The 25,707-nt window shown below is 41.4% G+C and carries 29 protein-coding genes and 5 pseudogenes; 12 read left to right on the forward strand and 22 right to left on the reverse strand.

Annotation, left to right across the window (positions count from 1 at the left end; genetic code table 11):
- From AC805_RS18365 to AC805_RS18380, 4 genes are all read right to left on the reverse strand, one after another.
- Window positions 1-453, reverse strand: a 453-nt coding sequence (locus AC805_RS18365; protein WP_156341462.1) for a hypothetical protein, incomplete at its 3' end; no start/stop codon positions are given.
- 31 nt (window positions 454-484) lie between these two features.
- Window positions 485-1,666, reverse strand: coding sequence for an HlyD family efflux transporter periplasmic adaptor subunit (locus AC805_RS18370; RefSeq protein ID WP_055076728.1), 1,182 nt, complete (start codon window positions 1,664-1,666; stop codon window positions 485-487).
- Window positions 1,667-1,740: 74 nt separating this feature from the next.
- Window positions 1,741-2,340, reverse strand: a complete 600-nt coding sequence (locus tag AC805_RS18375) for a TetR/AcrR family transcriptional regulator (protein ID WP_082429539.1) — start codon at window positions 2,338-2,340, stop codon at window positions 1,741-1,743.
- A gap of 191 nt (window positions 2,341-2,531) precedes the next feature.
- Window positions 2,532-2,948 carry a helix-turn-helix domain-containing protein gene (locus AC805_RS18380; protein WP_082429540.1) on the reverse strand — a complete coding sequence of 139 codons (417 nt, stop codon included), beginning with the start codon at window positions 2,946-2,948 and terminating at the stop codon, window positions 2,532-2,534.
- Between the two features lie 123 nt (window positions 2,949-3,071).
- Between AC805_RS18380 and AC805_RS18385 the strand changes: the two genes are divergently transcribed.
- The gene (locus AC805_RS18385) at window positions 3,072-3,818 is read left to right on the forward strand and encodes an SDR family oxidoreductase (RefSeq protein ID WP_055076730.1); all 747 of its coding nucleotides are present in this window, start codon (window positions 3,072-3,074) and stop codon (window positions 3,816-3,818) included.
- A 147-nt stretch (window positions 3,819-3,965) separates the two neighbouring features.
- On the opposite strand, the gene AC805_RS18390 is transcribed toward AC805_RS18385, so the two are convergent.
- The 5 genes and pseudogenes from AC805_RS18390 to AC805_RS27485 all read right to left on the reverse strand — a co-directional run bounded on the left by AC805_RS18390 (window position 3,966) and on the right by AC805_RS27485 (window position 6,166).
- On the reverse strand, window positions 3,966-4,313 hold the full coding sequence (locus AC805_RS18390) for a type II toxin-antitoxin system RelE/ParE family toxin (RefSeq protein WP_055076731.1): 348 nt from the start codon (window positions 4,311-4,313) through the stop codon (window positions 3,966-3,968).
- Window positions 4,303-4,530 carry a hypothetical protein gene (locus AC805_RS18395; protein ID WP_055076732.1) on the reverse strand — a complete coding sequence of 76 codons (228 nt, stop codon included), beginning with the start codon at window positions 4,528-4,530 and terminating at the stop codon, window positions 4,303-4,305. Before AC805_RS18395 ends, AC805_RS18390 begins: the two co-directional genes overlap by 11 nt.
- 396 nt (window positions 4,531-4,926) lie before the next feature.
- Window positions 4,927-5,448 carry a hypothetical protein gene (locus tag AC805_RS18400; RefSeq protein WP_055076733.1) on the reverse strand — a complete coding sequence of 174 codons (522 nt, stop codon included), beginning with the start codon at window positions 5,446-5,448 and terminating at the stop codon, window positions 4,927-4,929.
- A 220-nt stretch (window positions 5,449-5,668) separates the two neighbouring features.
- Window positions 5,669-5,947: a hypothetical protein gene (locus AC805_RS27480; protein ID WP_055076754.1), complete on the reverse strand. Its 279-nt coding sequence runs from the start codon at window positions 5,945-5,947 to the stop codon at window positions 5,669-5,671.
- A pseudogene (locus AC805_RS27485) lies at window positions 5,937-6,166 on the reverse strand (BrnT family toxin). Before AC805_RS27485 ends, AC805_RS27480 begins: the two are co-directional and overlap by 11 nt.
- A 274-nt stretch (window positions 6,167-6,440) precedes the next feature.
- On the opposite strand from AC805_RS27485, the gene AC805_RS18410 reads away from it, so the two are divergent.
- From AC805_RS18410 to AC805_RS18420, 3 genes are all read left to right on the forward strand, one after another.
- A complete protein-coding gene (locus AC805_RS18410; protein ID WP_055076734.1) occupies window positions 6,441-6,725 on the forward strand; it encodes a type II toxin-antitoxin system RelE/ParE family toxin in 285 nt (94 codons plus the stop codon).
- A 14-nt stretch (window positions 6,726-6,739) separates the two neighbouring features.
- Entirely contained in the window at window positions 6,740-7,051 is a 312-nt protein-coding gene (locus AC805_RS18415; protein WP_055076735.1) for a HigA family addiction module antitoxin, read from the forward strand.
- 313 nt (window positions 7,052-7,364) lie between these two features.
- Window positions 7,365-9,077 (forward strand): FAD-binding domain-containing protein, encoded by a 1,713-nt coding sequence (locus AC805_RS18420; RefSeq protein WP_055076736.1) that lies wholly within the window; start codon window positions 7,365-7,367, stop codon window positions 9,075-9,077.
- 344 nt (window positions 9,078-9,421) lie between these two features.
- On the opposite strand, the gene AC805_RS26960 is transcribed toward AC805_RS18420, so the two are convergent.
- The 6 genes and pseudogenes from AC805_RS26960 to AC805_RS18450 form a co-directional block, all read right to left on the reverse strand.
- Window positions 9,422-9,781, reverse strand: a complete 360-nt coding sequence (locus AC805_RS26960; protein ID WP_055076737.1) for a hypothetical protein — start codon at window positions 9,779-9,781, stop codon at window positions 9,422-9,424.
- Between the two features lie 173 nt (window positions 9,782-9,954).
- The gene (locus AC805_RS18430; RefSeq protein WP_156341463.1) at window positions 9,955-11,154 is read right to left on the reverse strand and encodes a radical SAM protein; all 1,200 of its coding nucleotides are present in this window, start codon (window positions 11,152-11,154) and stop codon (window positions 9,955-9,957) included.
- Window positions 11,155-11,411: 257 nt separating this feature from the next.
- Complete coding sequence (locus AC805_RS18435; protein WP_231663754.1) at window positions 11,412-11,987, reverse strand: hypothetical protein; 576 nt, start codon at window positions 11,985-11,987, stop codon at window positions 11,412-11,414.
- A gap of 182 nt (window positions 11,988-12,169) precedes the next feature.
- Window positions 12,170-13,057, reverse strand: a complete 888-nt coding sequence (locus tag AC805_RS18440; RefSeq protein WP_055076739.1) for an SMP-30/gluconolactonase/LRE family protein — start codon at window positions 13,055-13,057, stop codon at window positions 12,170-12,172.
- 13 nt (window positions 13,058-13,070) lie between these two features.
- Complete coding sequence (locus AC805_RS18445; RefSeq protein ID WP_055076740.1) at window positions 13,071-13,460, reverse strand: VOC family protein; 390 nt, start codon at window positions 13,458-13,460, stop codon at window positions 13,071-13,073.
- 117 nt (window positions 13,461-13,577) lie between these two features.
- A pseudogene (locus AC805_RS18450) lies at window positions 13,578-13,784 on the reverse strand (short-chain dehydrogenase); the annotation flags it as partial.
- Window positions 13,785-13,838: 54 nt separating this feature from the next.
- On the opposite strand from AC805_RS18450, the gene AC805_RS18455 reads away from it, so the two are divergent.
- A complete protein-coding gene (locus AC805_RS18455; RefSeq protein ID WP_231663764.1) occupies window positions 13,839-14,153 on the forward strand; it encodes a hypothetical protein in 315 nt (104 codons plus the stop codon).
- Window positions 14,122-14,343 carry a hypothetical protein gene (locus AC805_RS18460; protein WP_055076743.1) on the forward strand — a complete coding sequence of 74 codons (222 nt, stop codon included), beginning with the start codon at window positions 14,122-14,124 and terminating at the stop codon, window positions 14,341-14,343. Before AC805_RS18455 ends, AC805_RS18460 begins: the two co-directional genes overlap by 32 nt.
- A gap of 412 nt (window positions 14,344-14,755) precedes the next feature.
- Here the strand turns inward: AC805_RS18460 and AC805_RS18465 are convergent, their stop codons facing one another.
- The 4 genes and pseudogenes from AC805_RS18465 to AC805_RS18475 all read right to left on the reverse strand — a co-directional run bounded on the left by AC805_RS18465 (window position 14,756) and on the right by AC805_RS18475 (window position 16,919).
- Entirely contained in the window at window positions 14,756-15,637 is an 882-nt protein-coding gene (locus tag AC805_RS18465; protein WP_055076756.1) for an AraC family transcriptional regulator, read from the reverse strand.
- A 247-nt stretch (window positions 15,638-15,884) separates the two neighbouring features.
- Window positions 15,885-16,619 (reverse strand): trans-aconitate 2-methyltransferase, encoded by a 735-nt coding sequence (locus AC805_RS18470; protein WP_055076744.1) that lies wholly within the window; start codon window positions 16,617-16,619, stop codon window positions 15,885-15,887.
- 14 nt (window positions 16,620-16,633) lie between these two features.
- Window positions 16,634-16,714: pseudogene (locus AC805_RS27490) on the reverse strand (type II toxin-antitoxin system HicA family toxin); the annotation flags it as partial.
- The gene (locus tag AC805_RS18475; protein WP_055076745.1) at window positions 16,707-16,919 is read right to left on the reverse strand and encodes a type II toxin-antitoxin system HicB family antitoxin; all 213 of its coding nucleotides are present in this window, start codon (window positions 16,917-16,919) and stop codon (window positions 16,707-16,709) included. The pseudogene AC805_RS27490 and the gene AC805_RS18475, both read right to left, overlap by 8 nt.
- A gap of 355 nt (window positions 16,920-17,274) precedes the next feature.
- Between AC805_RS18475 and AC805_RS26965 the strand changes: the two are divergent.
- Window positions 17,275-17,751 (forward strand): annotated as a pseudogene (locus tag AC805_RS26965) (IS1 family transposase); the annotation flags it as partial.
- 99 nt (window positions 17,752-17,850) lie between these two features.
- Here the strand turns inward: AC805_RS26965 and AC805_RS18485 are convergent.
- Window positions 17,851-18,756, reverse strand: coding sequence for a LysR family transcriptional regulator (locus AC805_RS18485; RefSeq protein WP_055076758.1), 906 nt, complete (start codon window positions 18,754-18,756; stop codon window positions 17,851-17,853).
- 214 nt (window positions 18,757-18,970) lie between these two features.
- Here AC805_RS18485 and AC805_RS18490 point away from each other — a divergent pair, with 214 nt between their 5' ends.
- The 3 genes from AC805_RS18490 to AC805_RS18500 all read left to right on the forward strand — a co-directional run bounded on the left by AC805_RS18490 (window position 18,971) and on the right by AC805_RS18500 (window position 21,790).
- Window positions 18,971-19,708, forward strand: coding sequence for an SDR family oxidoreductase (locus tag AC805_RS18490; RefSeq protein WP_055076746.1), 738 nt, complete (start codon window positions 18,971-18,973; stop codon window positions 19,706-19,708).
- Window positions 19,709-20,070: 362 nt separating this feature from the next.
- Entirely contained in the window at window positions 20,071-20,709 is a 639-nt protein-coding gene (gene tmpT, locus AC805_RS18495) for a thiopurine S-methyltransferase (protein WP_055076747.1), read from the forward strand.
- Between the two features lie 475 nt (window positions 20,710-21,184).
- Window positions 21,185-21,790 carry an SMI1/KNR4 family protein gene (locus tag AC805_RS18500; RefSeq protein ID WP_055076748.1) on the forward strand — a complete coding sequence of 202 codons (606 nt, stop codon included), beginning with the start codon at window positions 21,185-21,187 and terminating at the stop codon, window positions 21,788-21,790.
- A gap of 16 nt (window positions 21,791-21,806) precedes the next feature.
- Here AC805_RS18500 and AC805_RS18505 read toward each other — a convergent pair whose 3' ends face one another.
- Entirely contained in the window at window positions 21,807-23,765 is a 1,959-nt protein-coding gene (locus AC805_RS18505) for a TPR end-of-group domain-containing protein (RefSeq protein WP_082429544.1), read from the reverse strand.
- A 428-nt stretch (window positions 23,766-24,193) separates the two neighbouring features.
- On the opposite strand from AC805_RS18505, the gene AC805_RS18510 reads away from it, so the two are divergent.
- A complete protein-coding gene (locus AC805_RS18510) occupies window positions 24,194-24,385 on the forward strand; it encodes a hypothetical protein (RefSeq protein WP_055076750.1) in 192 nt (63 codons plus the stop codon).
- Window positions 24,378-24,527, forward strand: a pseudogene (locus tag AC805_RS24910) (type II toxin-antitoxin system PemK/MazF family toxin); the annotation flags it as partial. The gene AC805_RS18510 and the pseudogene AC805_RS24910, both read left to right, overlap by 8 nt.
- Window positions 24,528-25,289: 762 nt before the next feature.
- Here AC805_RS24910 and AC805_RS18520 read toward each other — a convergent pair.
- A complete protein-coding gene (locus AC805_RS18520; RefSeq protein ID WP_156341465.1) occupies window positions 25,290-25,580 on the reverse strand; it encodes a type II toxin-antitoxin system VapC family toxin in 291 nt (96 codons plus the stop codon).
- Window positions 25,581-25,707: the final 127 nt, after the last annotated feature.

Raw genomic sequence — 25,707 nt, forward strand, 5'->3', positions numbered from 1 at the left:
ATACCAATGCGGTGTCGGACAGTCACGCAGGCGATAGGCTTCCGTTTTAGTCAAGACGTTAAGTATTCTGCTTGTGGAAAGAAAACCATTCTGTAAGAATATTTCAAAAATGTGGGGAAGTGATTGTAATAATGACGGTGACTTGGCGTTAGGAGGCAACCAGCTAGCAATCCCTAACAGTTGAGGATTGCCGAGCGAAGCGGAAGTATCGCTATGCTCCTGATAACTGCAATAGACATGCCCTAAAGGAAAATCCTGCTTGATCGTCTTGCTCCAAAATTTTTCGAGGATTCCTAAACGATCGCTTTCATTGGGAATAAGATAGCAAGATAGAGGATCGGGAAAGAAAGTTGTCGCCATCATTTTTGCAGCAATAGAAATTTGAGATTGCTGAAGAGCAAGGATTTGCGGCTCTTCATTCCTAACATTCATTTTGTCATTGAAAATATTCATAAATAGACCTCCTGATGATATTAAGATGATATTAATTTGTAGATGAAAGCTGGATCTTGCCTTGAACCTGTAAGTTGGTAAAAGCAGCCACGCGGCGGCTATCTTCTGGGCTTAAACGCACTTTAACCTCAATCACGCGGCGATCGAGATTCTCTCCTGCTTGATTGGTCGCTTGGCGCTGACGTTCCACTTGTAAGCCAACTTGCGAAACAATACCCTTAACTTCGCCTTGAAATGCTTGTCCTGTAATTATTGCGGATTGTCCAACTTTGACGCGATCGATCTCCGTTTGATAGACTTCCAGCACGGCCACCATGCGATCGGTTGCACCTAATTCGACAATGCCATCATTGCCTACCTTTTCCCCTAATCGCGTGCGGATTTTGAGGACTTGTCCATCTCTCGGAGCGCGAATATAGGCTTGGGCAAGGTTCGTCTCGGCACGATTGAGAGCGGCGATCGCACTGTCTACTTCTTTAGCTTTGGTAGCAATATCGACGGGTCTTACTTCGGCAATGCGATCACGAGTACTAGTTGCTTCAAGAACTTGGGCTTGGAGAGTATTAGCAAGGCGATCGCGATTGCTCAGTGCTTCCTGTAGCTGAGCGCGAGCCGTTTCCGCAGTGAGGCGTTTGGTATCTAAAACTGAAGAAGAGACTGCGCCTTGGGCATAGAGTTGTTGAAAACGCGCCAACTCTGTCTCCGCAGTACGAACTTCCGATTGCCATCGAGCAATCGTCGCGGACTGGGTTGCATCGCTACCGCGTAAATCCGCTTGCAAGCGCACGATGGTTGCTTCCTGCGCTTGAATTTCCGATTGTTTTGCGCCAGCCCTAACCCTTGCGAGTTCTGCTTGGGCGATCTCCACCTGTGCCTTGGCTTGGACAACTTCATCGGCAAAGCGATCGCTAGCATCGAGTACGGCGATAATTTGCCCTGCTCTCACCCGATCGCCGACTTGGACGCGCAGTTCTTTTAAGCGATCACCATCTAGGGCGACAGGAGCCGCTAAACGCATGACTTCTCCTTCTGGTTCCAATCGACCCAGTGCCGTTACGGGCAAGGTCGCATTGGCGATCGCTGGAGTATTATTTGTAGTATTTGGCTTGCTCGAAGAGACGACGCTATAAATAGAAATTCCTGTAGCTAGAGTCGCAAGGAAAATTCCCCCAAGCCAAAGATGGCGGGAGTTAAAGAAAGATTGAGATGTCATGTTTTACTAATCTATTTCAAAGAAATTTGGAGATCCCCCTCAATCCCCCTTAAAAAGGGGGAAGAAGATAATTCTCATTTATCCGCATAGGTCATGCGAATTAGTTCGGCAATTACCTGCGATCGCTCCTCATCAGAAATGCAGTTCAGTCTTAGTAACTGATTCCAAGAAAGTCCATCCGCAGCTAAGAGAATTACACCTGCCTTGAGTGGAGCAATACCACAATTGCAGGCTTGCTGATGCCAACGGATAGCCGCTTCTTGGTATGGTTGCAGGAATTTACTATCCTTAGCGACAGCCGCTAACAATCCCGACTGAATTGCCGCATTCTGGCGATCGAATATATCTCCAGCCCTGATGTAAGCCCGCAACCAAGCACCCTTGGCAGTAAGCTCGCTTTCACGAGTGAGTTCTATCTCTAGTAATTGCTCGAACTCGGCGATCAGGTTTGCGACCATGCTCGTCAGTAGAGCTTCTTTATTAGGGAAATGATAGAGCAATCCGCCTTTGCTTACGCCAGCTTCCTTTGCCACTGCCTCAAGGGTCAAAGCGTCAGCCCCAAAGCGCAAAACGACTTCACCCGCCGCATTAAGCAGTGATTCTCGCGTCGCCGATCGCGATCGCTTGCCTACCTCTAAAGCCTCTGCCATACCTCGACTTCGCTCAGCAACCATAACCTTCTGCCTGAATACTAAAAAATTAAGACAATGGACTTGTCTTGAAAATAACTATACCGTCTGGACGGTTTAGTGTCAACAGGCAGATTAAATTTTTTGATTATGGCGATCGCTATTACTGTGAGTTGTTATTTCTGGGTGATCGCCTCAATTACCTATCTGTTAAAGGCTTTGAAATAGGCGATCGCCTATTTCAAAGCATAAGTCTTCTCGATCATTTTGTTATTTTCTAACGGATTCTCAACCAACTCATGGATATGTGCTTCTGACCATGTATAAAGCATTGCCAGAGGTTCAACTAGAGTTTCACCTAGTGGAGTAAGAGAATATTCCACCTGAGGTGGAACCACTGGATAGACAACCCGTTTTACCAATCCACAACCTTCTAATTTTCGCAAATTCTGAATCAGCATCTTGGGTGATACTCCTTCAATAAGCTGTTGGATTTGACTATATCGCTTTGTCCCCTGAGAGAGCGCGTAAACGATCAAAATCGCCCATTTACTGCCAATTCGATCAAGAACTTGTGGCACAGCGCAAGCCGAACTGAACCTTTTTTTCTTGGCAAGTGAGGCTTTTGCCTGCTGAATCGATAGTGTCTCCATTGCGTAGAATCCTTATTCATGGCTATTTTCACTATTAGGTAAGTATAGCACTTTTTAGTAAATACTTCCCATTAGATAGTCTCCTATGTTTTGATTAGATCGCTTGCATAGGAGGCAAAAATAATGAAATTAACGAACAAGGTAGCTTTGATAACTGGTGGTAGTAGTGGAATTGGATTGGCGACCGCCAAATTATTCAGTCAAGAAGGCGCTCGAGTGATTATTGCTGGACGCGATCGCACTTCCTTGGATGCCGCAGCGATAGAAATCGGAGGAGATGTCCTAGCCCTTCAAGCTGATGTAGCGGATTTACAGCAGATTGACAACCTTTACAAAGCGATCGCAGAAAAATTTGGTAAGATTGATATTCTATTCGCAAATGCTGGGATGGGAAGATTTACTTCATTGGCAGCTACGACCGAAGCCATTTATGACGAAGTGTTTTCAATCAATCTAAAAGGACTATACTTTACCGTTCAAAAATCTCTTGCTCATCTCAACGACTGTGCTGCTATCATTCTCAATACCTCTTTTATTGGAAGTCTCGGTCTTCCAAATACTAGCGTTGTATCAGCCAGCAAAGCTGCTGTGAGATCCCTAGCCAGAACATTTGCTGCTGAGCTAATCGATCGTGGAATCCGCGTGAATGCGATTAGTCCTGGTGCAATTGCCACCCCTTTTCACAGTAAAACTGGACTGTCTCAGGAGGCTGTTGAAGCAAACGCACAGAAATTCGTCGCGCAAATTCCAATGAAACGATTTGGCACTTCTGAAGAAATTGCAAAAGCAGTTTTGTTCCTGAGTACATCAGATTCTAGCTACATTTTGGGTTCTGAAATTGCTGTTGATGGTGGTATCAGTCAACTTTAGTCCATCACTGGAAGGCTATGACAAAGTAAACTCACATAAATTGCAAGAACACAATAAGCAAAACAGCGATCGCCTCAACAATCTATCTTCTAAAGGTGATCACTATTACTGTAAGCCGTGATTTCTAGGCGATCGCATCAACGATACCTATTCCTCCACAAATTCCTTAATAATTTTTTCGATCACATTATTCTCTAAGTCTGATGTGTCCGACTTAGAATAAATCGTCACCAAAACTACACTGGCTTCAGTTTTCACATAATAAATAACCCGATAACCTGCGCTTTTTCCCTTTTGAATATTGCTATTTTTGAGACGAACCTTAAATACTTGATTATTCAAACCAGAAATTTGATCGCCTAAAACTTTTCCTGATTTAAGCTGCTCAATTAGAGGTTCTAGATCCTTACGAATTGAACGATAACGTTTAGCTAATTGACTGAGATCTTTTTTGAAACGGGAAGTCAGAAAAATTTCGATAGAATTACTCAACATCAATCCCCTCCCACATCTGAGACAGAGGAATAGTTTGACCACTCATCGCCTCTTTGAGTCCTTGTCTAATACCCTCGACAACAATATCATCAGGGGTATCATCACGATCCTCACGGGTTTTTTCGACTAGATATTGTAAAACTTCTTGCTGCTCATTAAGAGAGAGTTGATCGATCAAAGTAAAAACCTGATCTTTTGTAATTTGCAAAGTTAGCATAAGTGTCAATTTCCTTAAGTGTTACTCATAAATTTAGCAAAATATTATTTTCTAGTGCTTAAATTATAATGGTACGTCAATCCCAAACTCTTCACGCCCCCCAAAATCAGCCGATCGCTACTACTGTGAGTCATAATTTCTAGGTGATCGCCTCAACAATCTATCTACTAAAAGCGATCGCTACTGTGAGTTGTGATTTTTAGGCGATTGCATCAACATCTATCTTCATAAAAGCGATCGCTATTTCTGTGAGCCTTGATTTCTATGCGATCGCATCAACAATTTATTTTCTGAGGCGATCTCTATTACTATGAGTCGTGATTTTAGGTGATATCTTCTATCAACATGTTTCGAGTTTGTCAGATTTGCTTTTCTATTGTTAGCAAAAATCTATTATTAATCCCATGAATAACCTGCAAAGAAAATCTCCGAAGGATCTTCTCCATCATATAAAATGATGTATCTACCCTGCCCACGCCAAATAACATTCCAGAAATCATCAAACATATCGTAGCCATCTTCCCAAAAAACCATAGATTCCTCCTCACAAATAACTTTTTCTACTAATTCTCTAGTGGGTTTGATAGTACCAAAAAGTCTTTTTAAAGCCTCTGGGGATAATGGACAAGCTGCACTTGACTCTGGCGAGTCGGATATCCTCACAATGTCAAGGATAGAGCATGTTCCGCAATCTACAGCTTCTTTAATAGCTTCTTCAATTGATGAATGTTTAGCACCTGGAGAAATAGATTTTACATTCGGAGGAAACTCAAACTTAAACATCCACATGTCGGGATCATGCATATTCATGGCAGGGTCATACCTTCCTGCTTCAAACTCTTGTTGGCGCAATTCTTGCAATGCAATGTTTATATCGGATTGATACTTGGTAAAGTAAAAGTACGCATTAGCTCCCATTTGAAATTTCCTCAATTATTAACTTGGATAATATACAATATTTCCCAATCATTTTTTTTACATATCGTATCAACAATCTATCTCTAAAAGGCGATCGCTATTCCTGTGAGTCGTGATGTCTAGGCGATCGCATCAACAATCGATCTTCTAAAGGCGATCGCAATTACTGTGAGTTTTGATTTCTATGCGATCGCGATACTAGGAACATGCGAAAATATAACTAAGCAACCTCACTTAAAGCCTCACGAATCACCTCATCGCTTACCCCATGACGTTTTAGACTCTCGATAAATATAGAAACAGTATCTCCATCCAATCTCTCAAGATCAGCACGAAGTCCCTGACCAATATAAGCCCGAACTAAAGGCTGATATCCCGAAAAGCCTAATAATGGCGCGACTTTTTTCAAATCTTCAATTACATCTTCAGGAATACGGATTGTTACAGTCGCCATTGGACGATTTCGATCTAAACGTTTTTTTAAAGCTTCAGTTTTCATAATATTCACGCTCCTTGCCTTTCTTGCTGAAATAATCCGAATCACATCATTTTCTCGCTCAACGTACACAACATAGAGAAGATTCCATCGCTTATCTAAACCAATTACAGCATCTCGTTCCTCATCATTTCTGCTTGCGTCAACTACTACTAAAAATGGATCAAAAAAGGCTTCGGTAGCTTGCTGAAATATCACACCATCATGATTAGCAGGATTAATTCGAGCTTTCTAGTCATTCCAAACGAAGTTAATACTGTTTAGTACAAAATATACATCCATATTTTGTATTTTAGTCAAAATGTATTTACGTTGTCAATACAAAATATACACAACAAACATTATGAAGCATTATTTTTAGGCGATCGCATCAACAATCTATTTTCTAAAGGTGATCGCTATTAGTATGAGTCGTGATTTTTAGGCGATCGCTATTTGATTTCTTAGGAAATTGCGATATAAATGTTATGCTTGACGTAACACGTAAAATTTGCCTATGCCTCAAAAATATAAGGACAAACGCACAGCCAAATTTGCTGCTGGCGATCGTGTCAAAGAATTTCAGGCTTTTGAAAGACAAGCATACAAACGTCTAGAAATTCTAGAAGCTGCACCTAATAAAGAATCCTTAATGGCTTTGCCAAGCAATCGTTTTGAGGCATTAGGTGGAGATAGAAAAGGGCAGTACAGCATCCGCATAAATGACAAATGGCGTATTTGCTTTGAGTGGACAGAAACGGAAAATCATCCATTTAATATCGAAATTGTCGATTATCACTAAAGGAGAAAACAACTATGGCAAGACCCGCAATTCACGCTGGCGAAATCTTAGCTGATGAACTAGAAGAACTGGGAATTAGTGCATCAGAACTTGCGCGATCGCTCCATATTCCGACAAATCGGATTACGCAAATCCTCAAAGGGCAAAGAGGTATCACGGCTGATACTGCATTACGTCTAGGACGATGGTTTGGTACTGGTGCAGAACTATGGCTTAATTTGCAAAAAGCTTATGAGTTGCGCCTAGCGGAGGAGTTGGCGGGAGAAGAAATCCAAAAAACGATTCAACCTCGTTCATCAAACAATCAGCAGTTAGCTCAAGTTTAAATAGATAAATTTGGGGTATTGGGAATACGATCGCTGTTTGATTTTTTTGAAGTGGCGATCGCTATTACCGTAAGTCGTGATTTCTAGACGATCGCCTCAATTATCTATCTGTTAAAAGTTTTCTGGAGGCGATCGCCTATCAATTCCTTAACTTTGCGATCGCCATTAATTTGTTTCATGCTGCAATAGTAGTCGATTTAAGCCGTATAGATTAGAATCTTGATATACTGTAATTAATTGCGAAATGATGATGTGGAAGGATAAGAATGACACATCGCTAATAATTATCTAGCTAAATTTTTAGTACGATTCTATGCCGCTCACAGTTGTCTGGTTTCGACAGGATTTACGCATACATGATTGTGAGCCCCTGCAAAGAGCGGCTCGCCGAGGTCAAGTCATTCCGATCTACATTTTTGAGCGATCGCTACTGCATCATCCTGAAGCTTGTCCCGCGCAGATTGCTTTTACTTTGGAATGTCTAAAATCTCTGGATCTAGATCTGCGGAAACTTGGCGGCAGGTTAATTTTAAAAATTGGCAATCCCACAGAAATTTTACCGAATCTGATTGCCGAAAGCCAAGCAGAGGGAATATACGCGCATACGGATTGCGATCGCATTTATTGCAGAGTCAGAGATGCCAAGCTGAATGTTGCTTTAGCCGAACGACAAATGAAAATACGCTGGTTCGAGCCACCAGCTAGTATTGACGAACTAATTGCCTATCCCAAGTATCGCGATCGCTGGTATGAAGATATGAATGCGCCGATCGCGCCGCCACCCCAGAGAATAGCCGTACCAGACGATATAACTAGCGAACCTATTCCCACATTAGAAGAGCTAGGGCATAAAAGCGATCTTAAAATCATTCCCGCAGGGGGAACGGAACCAGCGCGATCGCTTCTCAAAGAATTTTTTGATAGCAAAGCCGAAAGTTATTATTGGCAACTATCCTATCCTAGCGCTGAAGCCACCACTGGCTTAAGTCCTTATATCAAAGTTGGCGCAATTTCGATAAGAGAATGCGTGCAATTTGCTAAAGCCTTTACCAACGATCCCGATTTTCGGGTTCGCCGTAGCAGCAAGCAGTTAATTTCGCGATTGCGTTGGGGGAGTGGCTTCCATCAGAGATTTCGCTATATACCTCAGCTAGAATTGCGATCGCTATACTCAATCTTTGACGATGAAGGATGGGAATTCGATCTTGAGTGCTATCAAAAATGGCAACAGGGACTGACGGGATTTCCCATCGTTGATGCGGCGGCTCGGTGTTTGCAAGCAACGGGAGGCTGGAAAGAGTTGAACTTTCGCAGTCGAGCTATCTATTCAAGCTTTCTGAGCAACCTATTGGGAATGGATTGGCGCTACGGAGCTTTACACTTTATGCAACATTTGCTTGATGCAGACTGCGCGATCGACCATTATCAATGGGCAATGCAAGCAGGGGTCACTCACTGTGTCGATAAATCATGGACGCGGATTTACAATCCAGGTGAAGTTGCGATCGCTAGATGCGATCCCGAGGGCAAATTTATTAAGCGTTGGCTACCAGAGTTGTCGGAAGTTCCCATTGAAAAGTTGGCAGGAAATTTGCAGATGTACGGCTATCCTGCACCGATGCTCGATTACAAACAGGCAAGACAGAAAAGAGTCAAGCAATTAGAACGACAGCGATCGGCTTTTCGCGAACAAGAAAATGTCTTACCCTATTTAGCCAGAATGCCTGAATTTCCCATTCCTTTTGCGATGTCTGATTTTAACGAACAGTCAGATTGGATATCCGAGCGCAATCCACGACTATTTCCAGAGGGGCTTGACTTGAATAGATTGGATACCGAGCAAGCAGTGAATTTGCGAACTTGGTTAGTCGCTCATGTCGAAATCAAACCCCATAAACCAAGTTCTCTCAAGCCAAGAGTAGAGCAATCCTCTAGCAAGGCTTCTCAAAAAACCTCTAACAAAAAAACAAAACCTAAAGAGGAAGCGCAAGCTGTTCAGCTATCTCTTTTCGAGACTCTATTTTAAGTTTGTCCGCTAACATCTCCACTCCACTCCGTTGATATAGATTTATCTGGCGATGGCGGGAAAATCGTAATTTTATCGCCGCATCTGACAATAGAGATTCTACTCTAATCGACGAAAGCTTGAGAATTACGCTAATATCCTTTATAGATAGCCATTGCTGCCCGAAAAGATGGAGAATCTCAGCATCAGATGATTTGAGTATTGTAGGAGCAAAAAATTGATGTGGTATTTCATCTATCAGTTTCTCAAACTTTGAGGCGGGACACATTCTGAAAGCGATCGCCAATAACTTCTCGAAACTCAACAACTAAGTAGATTTATCATAAGCAATTATTAGGCTGACTTTATAATCTAAGTGCTGCCATAATAATATAAATCACTATGACAGTAAAAAATGTCAATGTACTTACTCCCCACACATAAAAAGCTTTAGTTTGTTGATTGGATTTCTTTGATGCAAAGAATCCTACGTAAAAGGGGACAAACAAGCATAGAATAGCTTGGTCAAATTTATCTTGTTTAAATGCCTGTTTAAATGCCTGTAATATGATGTAGAGTTGAGTCCCAGTACTAATAGCCCAGCTACCGAAGAGGACTAAGTTCAAAGTTACGATTACTGACTCAGGTATTTTGGATATAGTAGTCAATATTTTTATACTCAATGTGCTTGAGATCATGCTCAAAGCCAATTTGTTAATTTCCATAATCCTCCTATTTCAAGTTTTAAAAACTTCCTATGGTAATTCTAAATGAATTGAAAATAACTCTAAGTTAAAATATCATGATTTTGGTCTCTCCAATGATGTGATATATTATGCCCAGATCGCCTATCAATCTCTTAACCTTGCGATCGCCAATAACTTCTCGAAATCAACAACTAAGTAGATTTGTTATGGTATCGAGAATAAGCTGGTGTGAGGCACATATCCATACCAGCATAGAATCGATCTTCCCAAGTGTCATCCGATGCAAAGGAGATTGCAGCACTACGGCATCCTCCTAAACATGCCTCTTGATATGGGCAAGCTTCGGCAGCACAAATCCCTCTCAACTTCTTATGAAGAGTTTCGCGGGATAGGTCTACAGGGCGATCAAGAGTGACAAGACCTGTTTCCCAGTCCACCTTGCCAATGCGCGTATTACCCTCAGCAAGGTTATTGAAGCACCAGTGAACATTGCCTGATTTGGTTGAGATATTCCAATATTGCCCGTCGATCGCTGGACAAAAAGTATCTGAAGATGACTGTGGCGATCGTTTGCGGAGCATCTCCCGTGCCTTTTCAGGAGTCATGCCATAGAAATTTGGACCAAAGTTGACCGCAAAATACAGAGATAACTGGCGGCGAAATTTCTGTTTGAGACGCTCAACTGTTGGAATAATAAAATCCTCTAAATCGCTCTGTGTTAGGTATACATTCGATTCAAATGAATTAATCGCATCTCCAACAGGCTGCAATCTGATAAATCGAAGTCGTCGGACACCAAGCCGAACGCACTCATTTCCAAGAAGTTCCATGGACTCCATAGTCTCGCGGGACAGAACGTTATTCACTTGCACACGCAATCCACGTTCGATACATAATTGAATGTTTGCTTTGATTCGCTCAAATTCTTCTGGGGAATTTCGATTATACCGTTGCTGTTCAGCCGCAGTTCCAAATAAAGTAATTTGAATCCTCTTGATTCCGCTTTCCAGCAATCTATCTACAAGAGCAACATCTAGCCGATTCCCATTAGTTAATGTTTCTGACTGATTGATTTCCTTCATAACTGGTATTAGTGGGGTTGCAGTCACAATGTCGCGGGGGTATAAGAAGAAAGTGGAGTTGGGGTAGTTTGACCTTAGTAAGTGAATGAAATCAACTTCTGCGTCAGAACTATGTGGTCTCTCTTGAGATCTTTCAGATTCCACATAAGAGCAATGACGACATGCCTGATCGCATGAACGGTAGGACAAGATATCAATATTTTTGGCTGGAGATGAGGCAGTATCTTCTGTCATAATAACTTCTGATAGGGGGAAATGAGAAGTGAGATTCAAGCTCATATCATCTATGGCAAGATCTTCGTTTGGCATACTTCTTATCCTCTTTGAATAGAACGTTTTAACTAAGATGTAGCTCTATAGTTTATGTATTATCTTGCAGATTACAGGATAAATACTTGCATGAAATAAATATTATACAACTTGTCAGATAAAGCAACTAATGAATGTGACAACAAGATTTTTTAGGGTAACATACCCAAATGGAGATTTAGCTAGTAAAATTCAGCTTCATTGAGTGTTTTTCAGTGTATCTTTACCCATGCTTCCTACACGTATAAATGAATTTGTTAAGAGACTTTTGGATAGAGCCATTTTGCAAAAAGCTTAGTAACTCTTGGCATGATAATGTAAGTCATCGCAAATACCATCAGCCCTGAAACCAGCAAAGTCGCTAGAGGCGGAGGCAAAAAAGAGAGGTTTGGGATTACCAATCTATTCATGAAATTTATTAAGATAAAGATAATTCCCCAAGTGAGAAGGAACATCTTATAGCGCGGTGGCGGTAAAATCGCCTTATTGGTGGATAGAGTAAACCAAGTTTCCAAGCCAGTGAGAACCTGAAGCTTGCTTTCATCTACGAGCAATCGATTTAGCTTGGCGAGATAACCTTTGCGAATTTCTGAACTTTCCCACAGCCGATAATTGCTCAGGCGATCGAATTTGAATACAATCCGATACTGAAGATTTGATGTGTCATCGGGGCGAAAGACATTTACTCCCAGATGACCTTCAAACATTTCGGCAGCAGCGATCATTTCTGTTAAGATTCCCTCAAATTCCTGCTCACAAGAAGGCTTAACATTGAGAGCAACATCAACGGTTACGGGAGTATCATCTGATTCCATGCGATCGCTTTGATTCATTTGTTTAGATATTAGTGATTAGCGAGATTTAGAAACCATTTAAGAATTATCTAGATCCCCCCCAGCCCCCCTTTCGTAAGGGGGGAGAATCAATTAAATTATCTTCTTCCCCCTTTCGTAAGGGGGATTGAGGGGGATCTCTTAGAGTCTTTGACCGTAGAAACTAATTCTTGAATGGTTTCTTAAACCAATGGCAGTCCAGCAATACCAACCTCAAGCCTTACCACCTTTCCCGATTCAACCCCAGTAGTAGGAGGGAAAGACATGCCTCCGTTGGTGGTGACATAGATGCTCGTGCGATCGCCTTCAGATGTGCCAAAAGCTAAAGCCGTACTACCTGCCATGCCCTGCTCTAGTTGAGCGATCGTAGTGACAGAGCCATCTGAAGCGATCTTCACCACACTATTAAAAACGTGAGTCGTACCGTAGAGATTCCCCTCGATATCAAAGGCAAAGTCGTCAATATTAACTCCCGCGATCGAGATCTCTGGTTCTCCTGCCAAGCGATCGGCGAGAATGGGAATCTTTACGATCTGCTTCTTTTGCGTATTGGAAGCATAGAGAAAATTATCGTAAATTTTTAAACCATTTACCGCAGGAGTAACTTCTTCGAGTGAAGTTCGCGCGAGATCGGCATGTTCTAACCAAATGCTAACCGTTTTCGTTGATACGTTCAATTCCCAGATTGCACCGCGATAGGAATCAGCAATTAAGTAGCGATCGCCATCCAATCGAGTCAATCCATTCAAAAATATTGCTTCTGGCAATTCCGTCAAAAGTTCGACCGTTCCATCGCTAGCAATTAGCCATACTACAGAAGTATCCTTCTCGTCCCAACCTGACAGCAGCAGTTCTCCTTTTGGTGTTAATGCTAAGCCAGTTACTTTGCCTGCGATCGCTACATGGGTTGCGACAACTCCATCAGCACCGATGCGAAAGACCTTACCTTCGTAATGACTGGTGATGAATAAATTATTGTCCGCATCGACAACAATACTTTCTAAAAAGGAATTGACAGGAAATTTAGCGATCGCTTGGGCGGGTACAAGGTCAGTTAGCGTTTCTATCATGATTTTTCACCTTTTAAGAAATAGGAGTACATAGTTCGACAAGCGTTCCATCGGGACATCTTACATAGGAAACTATCTGTCCCCAAGGCTTAGCTGTAGGAGCTTTGATTTCGATCGCACCTGCGGCGATCGCCTTTTGATGGGCAGATTCAATTTCATCGGTTACAAACGCAATCTCTATGCCCAAGGGCTTGTCTGAGGAATCTACGGCAACGTAACCATTTGGAAGATTGGATTCTCCCAAGGAATGGGCGGCAAAAGATAAAGTTGTTTCGCCAGTATCGAGTTCGCCATAGGTTCCCAAATCATCTACAAATTTCCTGCTAAATCCGAAAGCATTTTCAAAAAAAGCGATCGAACTAGCCACATCTGAGACATAAACGATCGTGTATCCAAATTTCATTTGTCTGTCCTATTTTATAGGCTAACTAGTTTCAAAGTCAGTATAGCTGCTGACTAACTCTGCTAATTGTTTGGGTTTGCGAGCCGTAGCAATTGAGACAAAAGATCGGGGGATTTCTTACCAAGGCAAAGCGATCGAACCGCCAAACTTCCGCATTTCGGCAAAGAAACCACCTTGATCGCCATCCTCTGGCAAGGTAGCCAAATACGCCGCAGTTTCCGCGACTTCATCGGCAGTAAAGGGTGCATCAGAGCCGCCCATATCCGTTTTCATCCAACTAGGAGAATAGGCATTGATCAAAATGCTACTGCCCTGTAGTTCCTTCCGCCGCTTCTGCAATTCTGCCAGCAAAATGCGCCGTTCGTTAATTTCAATACCATTAGGTTTGAGAAAGATAGTGCGGGCGATTTGTTAGAACATGGCATGATTGATATCGCCTTGGGAGTTTTCCCCGATCCGCCAAGACAAACTCAATTGGAAGCAATTTTTCAAGAGCGATTTGGGGGCATTGTGCGTCAGGGGCATCCTGCATTAACAAATGGAACGATGAGTTTGGAAGCATTTTCTCAACTATCTCATGGGCTTATGACCGTAAGGCGCGATCGATCGAGCCTTGTAAGCCCAAAATTTACAACGCCGAATTGCTTTAATCACCCCGCACATGTTAGTTCTGCCCTTTGCGATCGCTTTTAGCGATCTAGTTGCGGCTGTGCCTCAACGCATTGCCCTGAATATGGCTAAGTCCTGTAATCTCGCCATTTTTGAACTGCCAATCGAAACGCCATCTTGGACAGTTTCGATGTTGTGGAGTGTGTTGTGCGATCGCGATGAAGAGCATCAATGGTTACGCAATACGATCGAGACGGTCGCGAGTCAGATTTAGAAAGCATAAAAGGCGATCGCTATTACTGTGAGGCATAATTTTTAGGCGATCGCATTAACAATCTATCTTCTAAAGGCGATCGCTATTGCTATGAGTCGTGATTTTTAGGCGATCGCACCAATTATCAATCTGTTAAAGAGTTTGCTTTAAGCGATCGCTTTGCAAAATTTACTCTTAGAACATAGCGATCGCATCTTTATCTGCCGTAATTGATGATTATTAGCGAGCTCTCGGCAGAATTCACCGAGGCAATCGCTTTCTTGTGACACTCACTAGAAGTCCAAGGCTTCGTCTAATCTGCGGTGAGGTTATACCAATTCCCAAAAGTGTGGCTACACTTTTGGGAATTGAAAACCAAACCCATTAAGGGTTTTAAAAACACAAAATGGCAACGCCATTTTGTGTTTTGGTATTACTTGAGGGGGAGAAAAATATCGACGATCGCCTCATGCTCAGGCACATCAGGGAAGAAACTAACTCTCTGAAGATACGGAGGAAAGTCTCGCAGTTCTTCTCCACTCAAAGGTAGCCATTTGGAGTACAAATACGTGATACTTTCACCAAGGTTAGTGTCAGACCCAACATGCCGTAATACAGCGCATCTACCAGCGGGTATAGTTTTTTCTACAATCCCAAATGAATTGTCAGCTACCTCGCGTTCTGTTACTGCACAGATATCCAAGCGATAGTCGTCAGGGGCAACTTCGGCTGGATTGTCATAGAGAATATTGAAGGTGGCACTGATATTAGGATGTAGATTGTTCTGTCTTCGCCATTCGATAAACTTGCGTACAGAGTTCTCTATGAGATTTGGGTCGCCACGGTGCTCAAGAGCAGCAACTTTGGTATTTTTAAAATTGATTAGATTGACTTGTGCAGGTTGAATTTCTGATTTCATGTGATTGACTCTTAGATCGCTTAATGGTTGGTAAATTGAGTGCCAAGGATTCCACTGCGGCTGAGTTCTGAAATCGGAAGGGGTCTGCCCTATGCTCTTTTTGAAGGCGCGAGAAAAGGATTCAGGGTTTTCGTAGCCACTAGCCAGTGCGATATCGATAATCGAACTGCGATCGCGAAAAGCTAGTTGATAAGCAGCACGCTTCAGGCGATTGAGCTGAATGTACTTATAGACGTTAATCCCGAAAAAATCGGAGAACTGCCTGTGAAAATGATATTTCGAGAATGCCGCAACGCTGCTGAGGCGATCGACGGTGAGGTCTTCATCCAGATGAGCATCAATGTACTCAAGCACCTTGCGGAATCTTGCGTGATATATTTCAACAGCAGATGTAATCAATGAAATATCCTCCTTGGCTATCAATAGATTACTCCCTTTGTCTCCATCAAGCCTGACAGAAGTTGCTCAATCTATAGATGCTTCCTTAATTGCCGCTTATTAGCGATCGCTATTACTATGAGTCGTGAGTTTTAGGCGATCGCATTAACAATCTATCTTCTAAAAGCGATCGCAATTAATGTGAGTCGTAATTTTAGCTATCTGCTAAATGCTCTGCTATATTGCGATCGCCTAATTTTCTATATCACATTGATTTCCGTGCAACAAAGGCAACGTGAGCTTTTGGTAACTTGTAATCACCGTAACTAGTCATACTCCCGACAGTAAAACCGACTTGTCTCAACTTTTCAGCAATATCTGCTGCTTTATACAAACGCAAATAATGTAACTCGTCATCTCGCCTATAATATTCTCCCACCTTGCGTAAAGTGACAATGCGACGGCTTAAGACTAACTTCTCCTGATCCTCCTCCTTGTCAACAAGAACTATCCAATCCTCACCCTCGGAAAAACTTTTAACCCTAATGCCCTGTATCACTTGACCAGGTTCTGCAATATCAAAAACAAAAATACCCCCCGGAGCTAATGCGTTGTAAATACGCTCAAAAAGTTGAAAAAGTATTTGATAATTATTATCATCATCAAACAGATAATTGAGACATTCACCGATTGAGATAACCGCATTACAAGATGGGATATGGATCTTAAATAGTGACTCAACTCGAAACTCAGCACTTGGAACTCTGGTTCTAGCGATTGCAATCAGAGACTCAGAAATATCTACCCCAAAAATCTGATAATGTGCTTTCGTGAGTTCTAATGCTGACAATCCACTTCCACAGCCCAAATCCACTACTAAACCGTCTCGAATGTTGTTTTGAGCCAAAATTGCGATTATGTAAGGGGCTGAATTGAGAGCATAATCGCTATGACCAACATCATGAATGTATGCAAGGTCTTCTTTATACCACTCTTTCATTACTTTGCTCCAGCAGTTTGATGAACTTGCTCAAATCCTAAGCGCTCTAACGCACGAATTGCTTCTTTTGCTGAGATTTGTGGCATTTTAGGCATAGCTAACCTCAATACTGGTCACAAATCTAGGTGACGTTTTTGGAAGAGGAAATTCCTCTAAATACATCCGAGTCGCTTCTTTTAATCCTGCGATCGCCTGTTCAATTGTTTCTCCTTGATCGACTGTACCCCCCTCTGGACATTCGGCAATGTACATATCATCTTCTTTGTAGATAATGGCTGTAAAGCTGTTACTTTTAGTCATGATTTACTCTTGCTCTTTAGAAAAATAATATCATCTTCACCATAAACTGATCGCCTAATTTCCTATTTCAATAGCAAAAAGCGAACGCACCAGAAACCTATCCCCAAAACGCGATCGCTCTTACCACGAACCATGATTTTTAGGCGATTGCACTAACAATCTGTCGGTAGTGATCTGCAAGTAGTGGTGAAGCTAATAGCCTAACTAGTATAGGTTGTGTAAAATATTTACTAATATTAAATCTCTCCTAAAAATAAGCTTCGGAATCTTGTTTTTTATGAAAACTATTCTAGCCGTAATCTTTTTTCTGTTGGATCAGTCTCAGCAATCTGTTCAAGATGAAAATCTTGAACAGATTGCTAATAACACTAATTCAGAACAATCTTGTCCTCATTGTGGTTCTTATCAAACCATTAAGAATGGTTCCACTCACAATGGTAAACCTAAACGTCAATGTAAAGATTGTGGTCGTCAGTTTGTGCTTAATCCTAATAATCAAAGTGTTTCTTTGGACATTAAACTATTAATTGATAAACTCCTACTGGAGCGAATTTCTCTAAGTGACATTGCTAGAGCTACGGGTATAAGTTTTTCATGGTTATAAAACTACGTTAACACTAAATTTAGGCAGGTTCCTCTACAGGTCAAGCCTCCTGTTTATCGTCAATGTGCTATTGCTTATACCGACTTTTGGCAGTCTTATTCTAAAGTTATTCCTAGTAAACGTCATAGACCTGTTGGAAAGGAAACTGGGCAAACTAATCATATTGAAAGATTGAATAATACGTTCCGTCAACGCATTTCTAGATTGGTGAGAAAGAGGCTATCCTTCTAAGTAGCCAAAAAACAAAACCAGATAGCGTACCGCCCGCGTAGCAGGCGGTACGCTATCCTAGGGTTTTAAGTTTACTCATGCCTAGCTACTTACTAGTTATAAGCCAGACACCCAAGGATTGAGCTTGAACTTATCTGTGAAATATTCGATGAAACAACGCACTTTGGCAGGAATAAAGCGTCCTCGACGATAGACAGCGTAGATCGGCAGGGATATGGGCTGATAGTCCTTGAGGATTACTTGTATATCTTCAGAATGGATGAGATCCCCCAGAACCCAAACAGGGCAGACTGCTATACCCAAACCCGATAAAATCGCCTCGCGAATTCCATTAGAACTATCCACTTGCAAATTACCCTTGACAGTGACTTGGGTCGAGCCACCAGCTGGAAGTTGAAAGTGCCAATTATTCCCTGTCGTCAGATTCGAGTAAACAATACAATTGTGTTCGAGTAAATCCACAGGTGTTTTCGGCTCTTGGCGATCGCGAAAATAATCGACAGAACCAACCGTCACTCGCCGAGTAATACCGATGCGATGCAGGATTAAGTTCGGGTTGCTTACTTCACCGATCCGAATTGCGAGATCGATCCCTTCTTCGAGAAAATCGATAAAGCGATCGCTCATCGATAGATCCAGTTGCAGTTCGGGATAGCGACTGAGAAATTCCTTTAGATAGGGAATGATTTGGTACTGTCCGAAGGAAACGGAACAATTTACGCGCAACTTCCCCGTAAGGTTTTGACGCTTACCAACACTGGCGATCGCTTCCGAAGCCGCATCTAAAAGCAATTGACAATGAGCCAAAAAATGCTCTCCTTCCTGCGTCAACTGGAGCTTGCGTGTAGAACGGGTTAGGAGTTGTACATCTAAATACTCTTCTAAGGCAGCGATTTGTTTGCTAATGGCAGGCTGAGTGGTGCTAAACTCCTTAGCTACCGCCGAAAAACTTCCCGTTTCTACCACACGCACAAAGCTTTGAATGCAGTCGAGGCGATCCATAGGTTGATTTATGCCAAATAAGGATAAATCATATTCCATTTTTTTGTCTTATCAAATGCGTTTGCATGAGTCAATATTAGAAATATAGAAAGCGGGTAAGTCAAACACCAACTAAGAAAGCCAAAGCGTTAAGCTGCTTCGACTGAATTCACCAAACCTAAATTAACCAAATTCAAATCAACCAAACCTCAACCAATCAAAATAGGAGATTGTTATGAACATTCAAGGATCGATCGCATTTGTGACAGGTGCAAATCGCGGTATTGGTAAAGCCGATGTTGAAGCCCTAGTCAAAGCAGGTGCAAGCCGCATTTACGCTACTGCTCGTTCGATTGAGTCGCTCAAGGATATCGTCGCGATCGCGACTGATCGAATTATTCCCATTGCCTTAGATATTACCAATCCCGAACAAGTGATTGCAGCGGCTGAGCAAGCTCAAGATGTGAACCTCCTAATTAACAACGCTGGCGTATTGGGTGCTGGGGGTTTATTTGTCGAAAATAGTATCGAAACGGCACAGTGGGAGATGAATACCAATTACTTCGGTACGCTCTCAATGGTTCGCGCTTTTGCACCAATCTTAAAGAGGAATGGTGGCGGCGCGATCGTCAATATTTTATCGGTAGTATCCGTTGCTAATGCACCTGTTTTTAGCTCCTATAGCGCTTCTAAAGCAGCCCTTAATTCCTTAACCCAAGGTGTCCGCGCCGAACTAGCCGCGCAGGGAACGCAAGTCATTGGTGTATTTCCCGGTCCAGTTGATACGGATATGGCAGAAGCAGTTCCAATGGATAAGGTCGCGCCGATTGAAGTTGCCAATTTGATTTTGCAAGCAGTTGAAAATGGTATTGAAGATGTTTATCCCGATCCTGTGTCACAAGGAGTATTTTCTGAGATTCACGCTCCCCTCAAGGCAGTTGAGAAGCAGTTTGCAGGCTGGATGCCTCAATAAAGTTGCGATCGCGTTCTAGATTTTAAGCGGCATAGACTCTGGGTCTGTTCTTTAACGTTATCAGCCTAATCAAAAAATAAGTGGCTATAGCTATGATAAGTGCTTGGGCAAAGTAAATTACCAAAACCCGTAAAGTTGCGCCCCTACTGGGCGCAACTTTACGGGTTTTGGTTTGTAATTAATTATGCCTAGCTACTTAGTGCGAAATAGGTAAGGGTGGCTCACTTTACGCCGTCCACCCTTACCATATAAATTCTTTCCTTTTTGGGAGTATCATAAACTGCAATTGATTTACAACTAAATTTTAGTTGTAAATCAATTGCTAAAAGGGTTGTTTAAAAGGGTTGTTTAAAAGGGTTGTTATGGATGCAAGCTTTTGGCATCAAAAGTGGGAAAAGAATGATATTGCTTTCCACAACCGAGAGGCTAACTCACTACTGGTCAAATATTTTAAAGAGCTATCTCTAGTAAAGGGAAGCCTTGTATTTGTACCACTGTGCGGCAAAACTCTTGATATTTCTTGGTTGCTTTCTAATGGCTACCGAGTTGCTGGAGCGGAATTGAGCAAAATCGCTATCGAGCAATTGTTTGTAGAACTTGGGGTAGAGCCCCAAATCTCGAGAATTGGTGAATTAGAGCGCTACAGCGCGATAGATATTGACATATTTGTTGGTGATATATTTCATTTGTCTGGCGAGATGCTTGGCGTAGTCGATGCAATTTATGACAGGGCTGCTTTGGTGGCTCTGCCTGAGGCTCTACGCAATCAATACACAACACACTTAATGAAGATTACTCATAAAGCACCGCAGTTGCTAATTTGCTATGAATACGACCAAAGCTCAATGGCTGGACCTCCTTTTGCAATTAGTAACGAGGAAGTAAGCCAGCACTATCTGGGTACTTATAATTTAACTCTTCTCAGCAGCACAACTGTTGATGGTGGTTTGAAGGGAAAATGTGCGGCAAGAGAGAATGTTTGGCTGCTGCAAAATAATTAATCCAAGAAGAGAATGGCATTGCTTTGCAATGCCATTCTCTTCTTGATGGTCATGCACTAATTGGGGTCGCTGAATACCCAAAAACGATAATCTAAATTTAGAAAGCTCTTTAAGATTCCTACTTTAACCTAAGTTGCGACCCGCTCTAAAAACCGCTATCACAGCGATCTCGATCGTTCTGGATATTGCCGCGATCGCCTCAACATCTATCTTCTAAAGCCGCTCGCTATTACTATGAGTCGTGATTTTTAGGCGATCGCACTAACAATCTATCTACTAAAGGCGATCGCTATTACTGTGAGCCATGATTTCTAGATCGCACCAACAATCTATTTCTAAAAAGCGATCGCTTATATTATTGCTGTGAGATCTTAGGCGGTCATTGGCGAATAAGCTCTAACTTTACTGATAAAACTTGCCAATATTTTATTTGTCTGACAAACTGTGATCGTATTGCCATAGTGGTTTTAAGCATATGTCGTCAACCTTTAATTGGGAAGAACTACTCCGCGAGTTTAGTCATAAAATTATTGCAGATCTTGAAGAGCAGGAAGTCTATCAAGCTTATGACAAGTGGGATATTACTCCCGAAATGATTGAGTCAAAATGGTTAGGCTTCCCTAGCGCTTCTGAAGAGCAAATCGTTGCGGCTGAAAATCGCCTTGGTATTAAATTTCCCCCTTCCTATCGTGAGTTTCTCAAAGTTTCTAACGGTTGGGCTAGGTGTGGATTTGAAATGAATCTTTGGTCAACTGAAGAAGTAGATTGGTTTGTAGCCAGAAATCAAGACTGGGTTGATGCTTGGGCAGATGATGATGATATTCCTGACGAAAAGTATTTCATTTATGGGGATAACCAAGACTGCGTTTATATGCGAAACAGGTATCTAAAAACTGCCCTAGAAGTAACTTGTCGTGGTGGTGATGGGGATATTTATCTACTAATTCCAGAGGTCATTTTTCCCGAAACAGGAGAATGGGAAGCATGGCATTTTGGGAATAAGTTACCAGGTGCTCATAGATACCGTTCATTTTATGAACTAATGCAAGTGGCAGTTGAGCAAGGAGACTTTGTCAGGTGAGTCTTAATTTGTTGTCTCAATCCTGATTGATCAGTTTTTGAAATTCTGGCATAGCAGATAGACTTTCTAAGTCTGGGTCATCTAACGCAGCAGGTTTAACCTCTAAAGGCGCGATCGCTATGGCTCTGCTTAATGCCTCTATAGCCTGCTGCAATTGGTTCTGCCTAGAATAACAACAGGCAATGTTGTACCATACCGACCAATCTTCAGGGAAAAATGCTAGCAGTTGTTGATTCGCAGCTATGGATTCTTGATATCTTGCTTGATCAAAAAAGATCTTACTTTTGATAAACCAAGGACTCGCATCTTCTGTATTCAGGCTAATTGCCCGATCGCAGTCCTCTAAAGCTTGATCGAGTTGTTGTCTTTGTTCGTAAATACTTGCTCTAACCATCAGCACCTCAAAAGGATTGGGATGAGAAGCGATCGCATCATTCATCAAATTAACTACTTCTGGCTTATCATCTCCCATATCAACTAATCCCCATATTGCCATTCCATAAAGATCTGGACTTATGGCTGTTCTCACCACTTCACACAATGCCTCAAAAACTTCAGGGTGATCGCTGCCGTGTTTTCTCAAGGCGACAAGAATTGTGGCGAGTTCTTCATGACTGGTAATAGTTTTGAGCTTATCTAACAAAACTCCGATACCATTAACTTCACCCTGTATGAGTCCAAGATTATATATTGCAGCAGATTGTTCAATTGATAAGTTTGAAGACATAGAAGCTAGAGCATTGGAAATTTGCTCTTCTGACAACCCTGCCTCTTGCATTCTTTGAGTTGCTTGCTGAAGTCTTTCCCGATCAGCATTAACGCCTTCCTCTCTTATTTGTTCTAACATATCAATTGTTTCTTGATTAGCCCCACCTAGAGAACCTAAAAGACCTGCAAGTTGAGCCTTCTCAAAAGAAGATTGACATATTTTAAGTTGATTCCTGACAATTTCAATTCCAGTTCGTTTCTTTTCTTCAGAAACACCTAAAGAAATTTTTGATAGTCCAGGGATTAATAATCGTCTAAGATAATCATCTTGACTACTTTCTAGAAGGTGCACCAAGGCTTCAAAAACGTCGTTATTTCCTTTGCCTATATCAATGAGATTATATACGGCAATACTATGCTCGTCAGAATTACCAATTTTAATGAGTTCTAGATAGTCGTTGATAACATCATTGTTAATACTGGATAAATATTCCGCTTTTGTAGTTATAACCTCTTGCATAGGAATTCCTACTCTTGACCTGTTATAAGAAGGATTAGGAACATTGGGAGAACGGTTAACCTCCATTAATGCTCTTGCGGCAAAAGTACGAGCATTAGAAATTAAGGGATCTTCGCCAGATGTTCGGATCATCCTTTTCAGGCAAGCAATTACTTCTATATTTCCTACAGCCTTTACGGCTAAATACTCCTGCACTCTTTGAGTAAAACCTTCGCCTGTTTTGAGGATGTGAAGAATAGCATCTATTCCTTCCTTACTTCCTAAATCAATTTGACAAATAATCTTAATAGATAATTCACGGATTTTGGGATCGGTATTATTGTAAATTAAATTAATTAGAGTTTGAGATGCGAAAGAACTATCGCGTGAAATTTTCTCAATAATTACTGCCGCAACTTGAGCAAAATTTTCATCAGTGGTGTTAGCTATATTCTCAATCAAAAAGGCAATTGCTGCTTCATTACCTATAGCAATTTTTTGCAAGACTTCAGAGGCAATAACTTTACTAGGAGGTCGTCCCGTCTGAAGCAATCCTAGTAGATGTTGAATTGTCCTATCATGTCCAACCGCAATTTTCGCTAGTGCCCTCAATATGCTCCAGTTTGTAATTTCATCCCTATTTGCCTGAAGTAAATCTAGAAGTGTTGATATAGCTACCTCGTCACCTTGACTAGAGTTACCCAATTCTGAGATACGTTGTCTTAGCTCAAACTCCGAAAGATTCATAAGTTCTACTATTTCACTCATTTGATTTAACTTTTTTTAACGGCAATGTGATTTAGATCCTAAATAATTATCCTTAATATTGACCAATTTTGCTTAACTTCATCATGTATACCTAAAAATTATTTGTTAAGCAGAGATTAAAATCCAGAACAGGAGAGTGGAGTTGTTAGGAAAAGCGATCGCGAATACGGTAAGTAGTTATTCCTAAGTGATCGCACCAGCAATCCATCTCCTAAGAGCGATCGCTATTACTGCGAGCCATGATTTCTAGGCGATCGCACCAGCAATCCATCTCCTAAGAGCGATCGCTGTTACTGTGAGTCGTGATTTTTAGGTGATCGCATTAACAATGTATCTCCTAAAGGATTTGCGGTATGGCGATCGCTGTTTGATTTTTGTAAAGTGGCGATCGTGTTAATCTATTAAGATATAACTTAAGGAATAAAGCTATGACTGCTGTAGTACAAGAGCTTCTAAACACCTTTGACAACCTAACGTACTCAGAAAGATTAGATTTATTGTCAGAAATTCTGAGGCGTACAGTTTATTTAGACTTTGAACCATTATCTGACGAAGAATTAACACTGAATGCTGAGGATATCTTCCTAATACTAGAGGAAGAAGAATTAGCTTATGAATAGCCCCTATCGTGGAGAAGTTTGGCTAGTCGATCTTGGCTATGTCGCCAAAGTCAGACCATGTTTAGTTGTTAGCATCCCAGCACTAGATAGGGATCGAGCATTAGTAACCCTAGTTCCACATACAACAAGTTTACGCGATTCCAGTGGAAGACTTAGGAGATGTCTTACTCGTATGGTTGGGATTTGAGTCCGAAGAAGATGAAGACTAACAATAGAAAACTTTGAGAAAGGCGATCGCTATTACTGTGAGTCATTATTTCTAGATCGCACCAACAATCTATTTCTTAAAGGCGATCGCTAGTATTGTAAGTTGTAATTTCTAAGATTGTTCTTTCTATCATTATTTCAATTTTGGCAGTCTTTTTTTCTTTTGGAGTGGCGCTAGAATCTCTGGAATTAAGCAATTAGCTAGTCCAATTATCTATCGATCGAAACTGCGAGTACTGATTTATTTATCGTGAAATAGACTGAGTATAACTAATTCATACACTGCTCTACCAACTGATACGGAAAATAAATAATATATGGATGAAATTATAATTAGTAGCGGATTATCAATAAATAACGAAATCCCAACTAAAATATAACCAGATCCAGGAACAACAAGACCAAATTTTTCAATAGCCTCTTCACGACTTTTGGCTCTAAAAGTATTTGCCACAGCACAATAGAAATAAAAGCCCCCAATAAGTGAAAATATTATAGAGAAAATAAACATTAGCCTCATCGTTGATCTTACTTTATATAAAATTCTTGTAAAAATAAATCAGTCATCCTGCAAAGTTCTGATTAAATGGATTGTTATCAAGATATAGTTGCCTCAATTATCAATCTGCTAAAGAATTTACTGTAGGCGATCACTTGTAGTTTTTGGTTCTAGGTGATCTCATTAACAATCTATCTACTAAAGGGTTTGCTGTAGGCGATCACGTGGAAAAAGAATTATAAAACCCTCTTGAGTAAAATGATGATCGTGAGTCAATATTTGGGTAACATCCATTTGTTTCATCGTTACCATTGATATACAATCTGTGAGACTATAGCCCTTATCTAAACGTTGCTCATACAGTTTCAATCCACCTAAAAAAGTTTCATGAGATTGAGCTAACACCACAATCTTTTCCGAATCTGCGCTAAGAAGTTGCCGAACCGTATTTACCGTTCGTTCGCGCAATCTCACACCGCCATCAGACAAAAAATTGAGAACTTCACTAAGTATAGATAATTCAAATAAAAACTACAGCTTCGACTTCGCTCAGCTAGCTTACACCGAGGGCTGAGCGAAGTCGAAGCCCGTCTACAAGTTATTTAAAACAACTATA

It is taken from the genome of Pseudanabaena sp. 'Roaring Creek' (assembly GCF_001402795.1).
Taxonomy (GTDB): Bacteria; Cyanobacteriota; Cyanobacteriia; order Pseudanabaenales; family Pseudanabaenaceae; genus Pseudanabaena.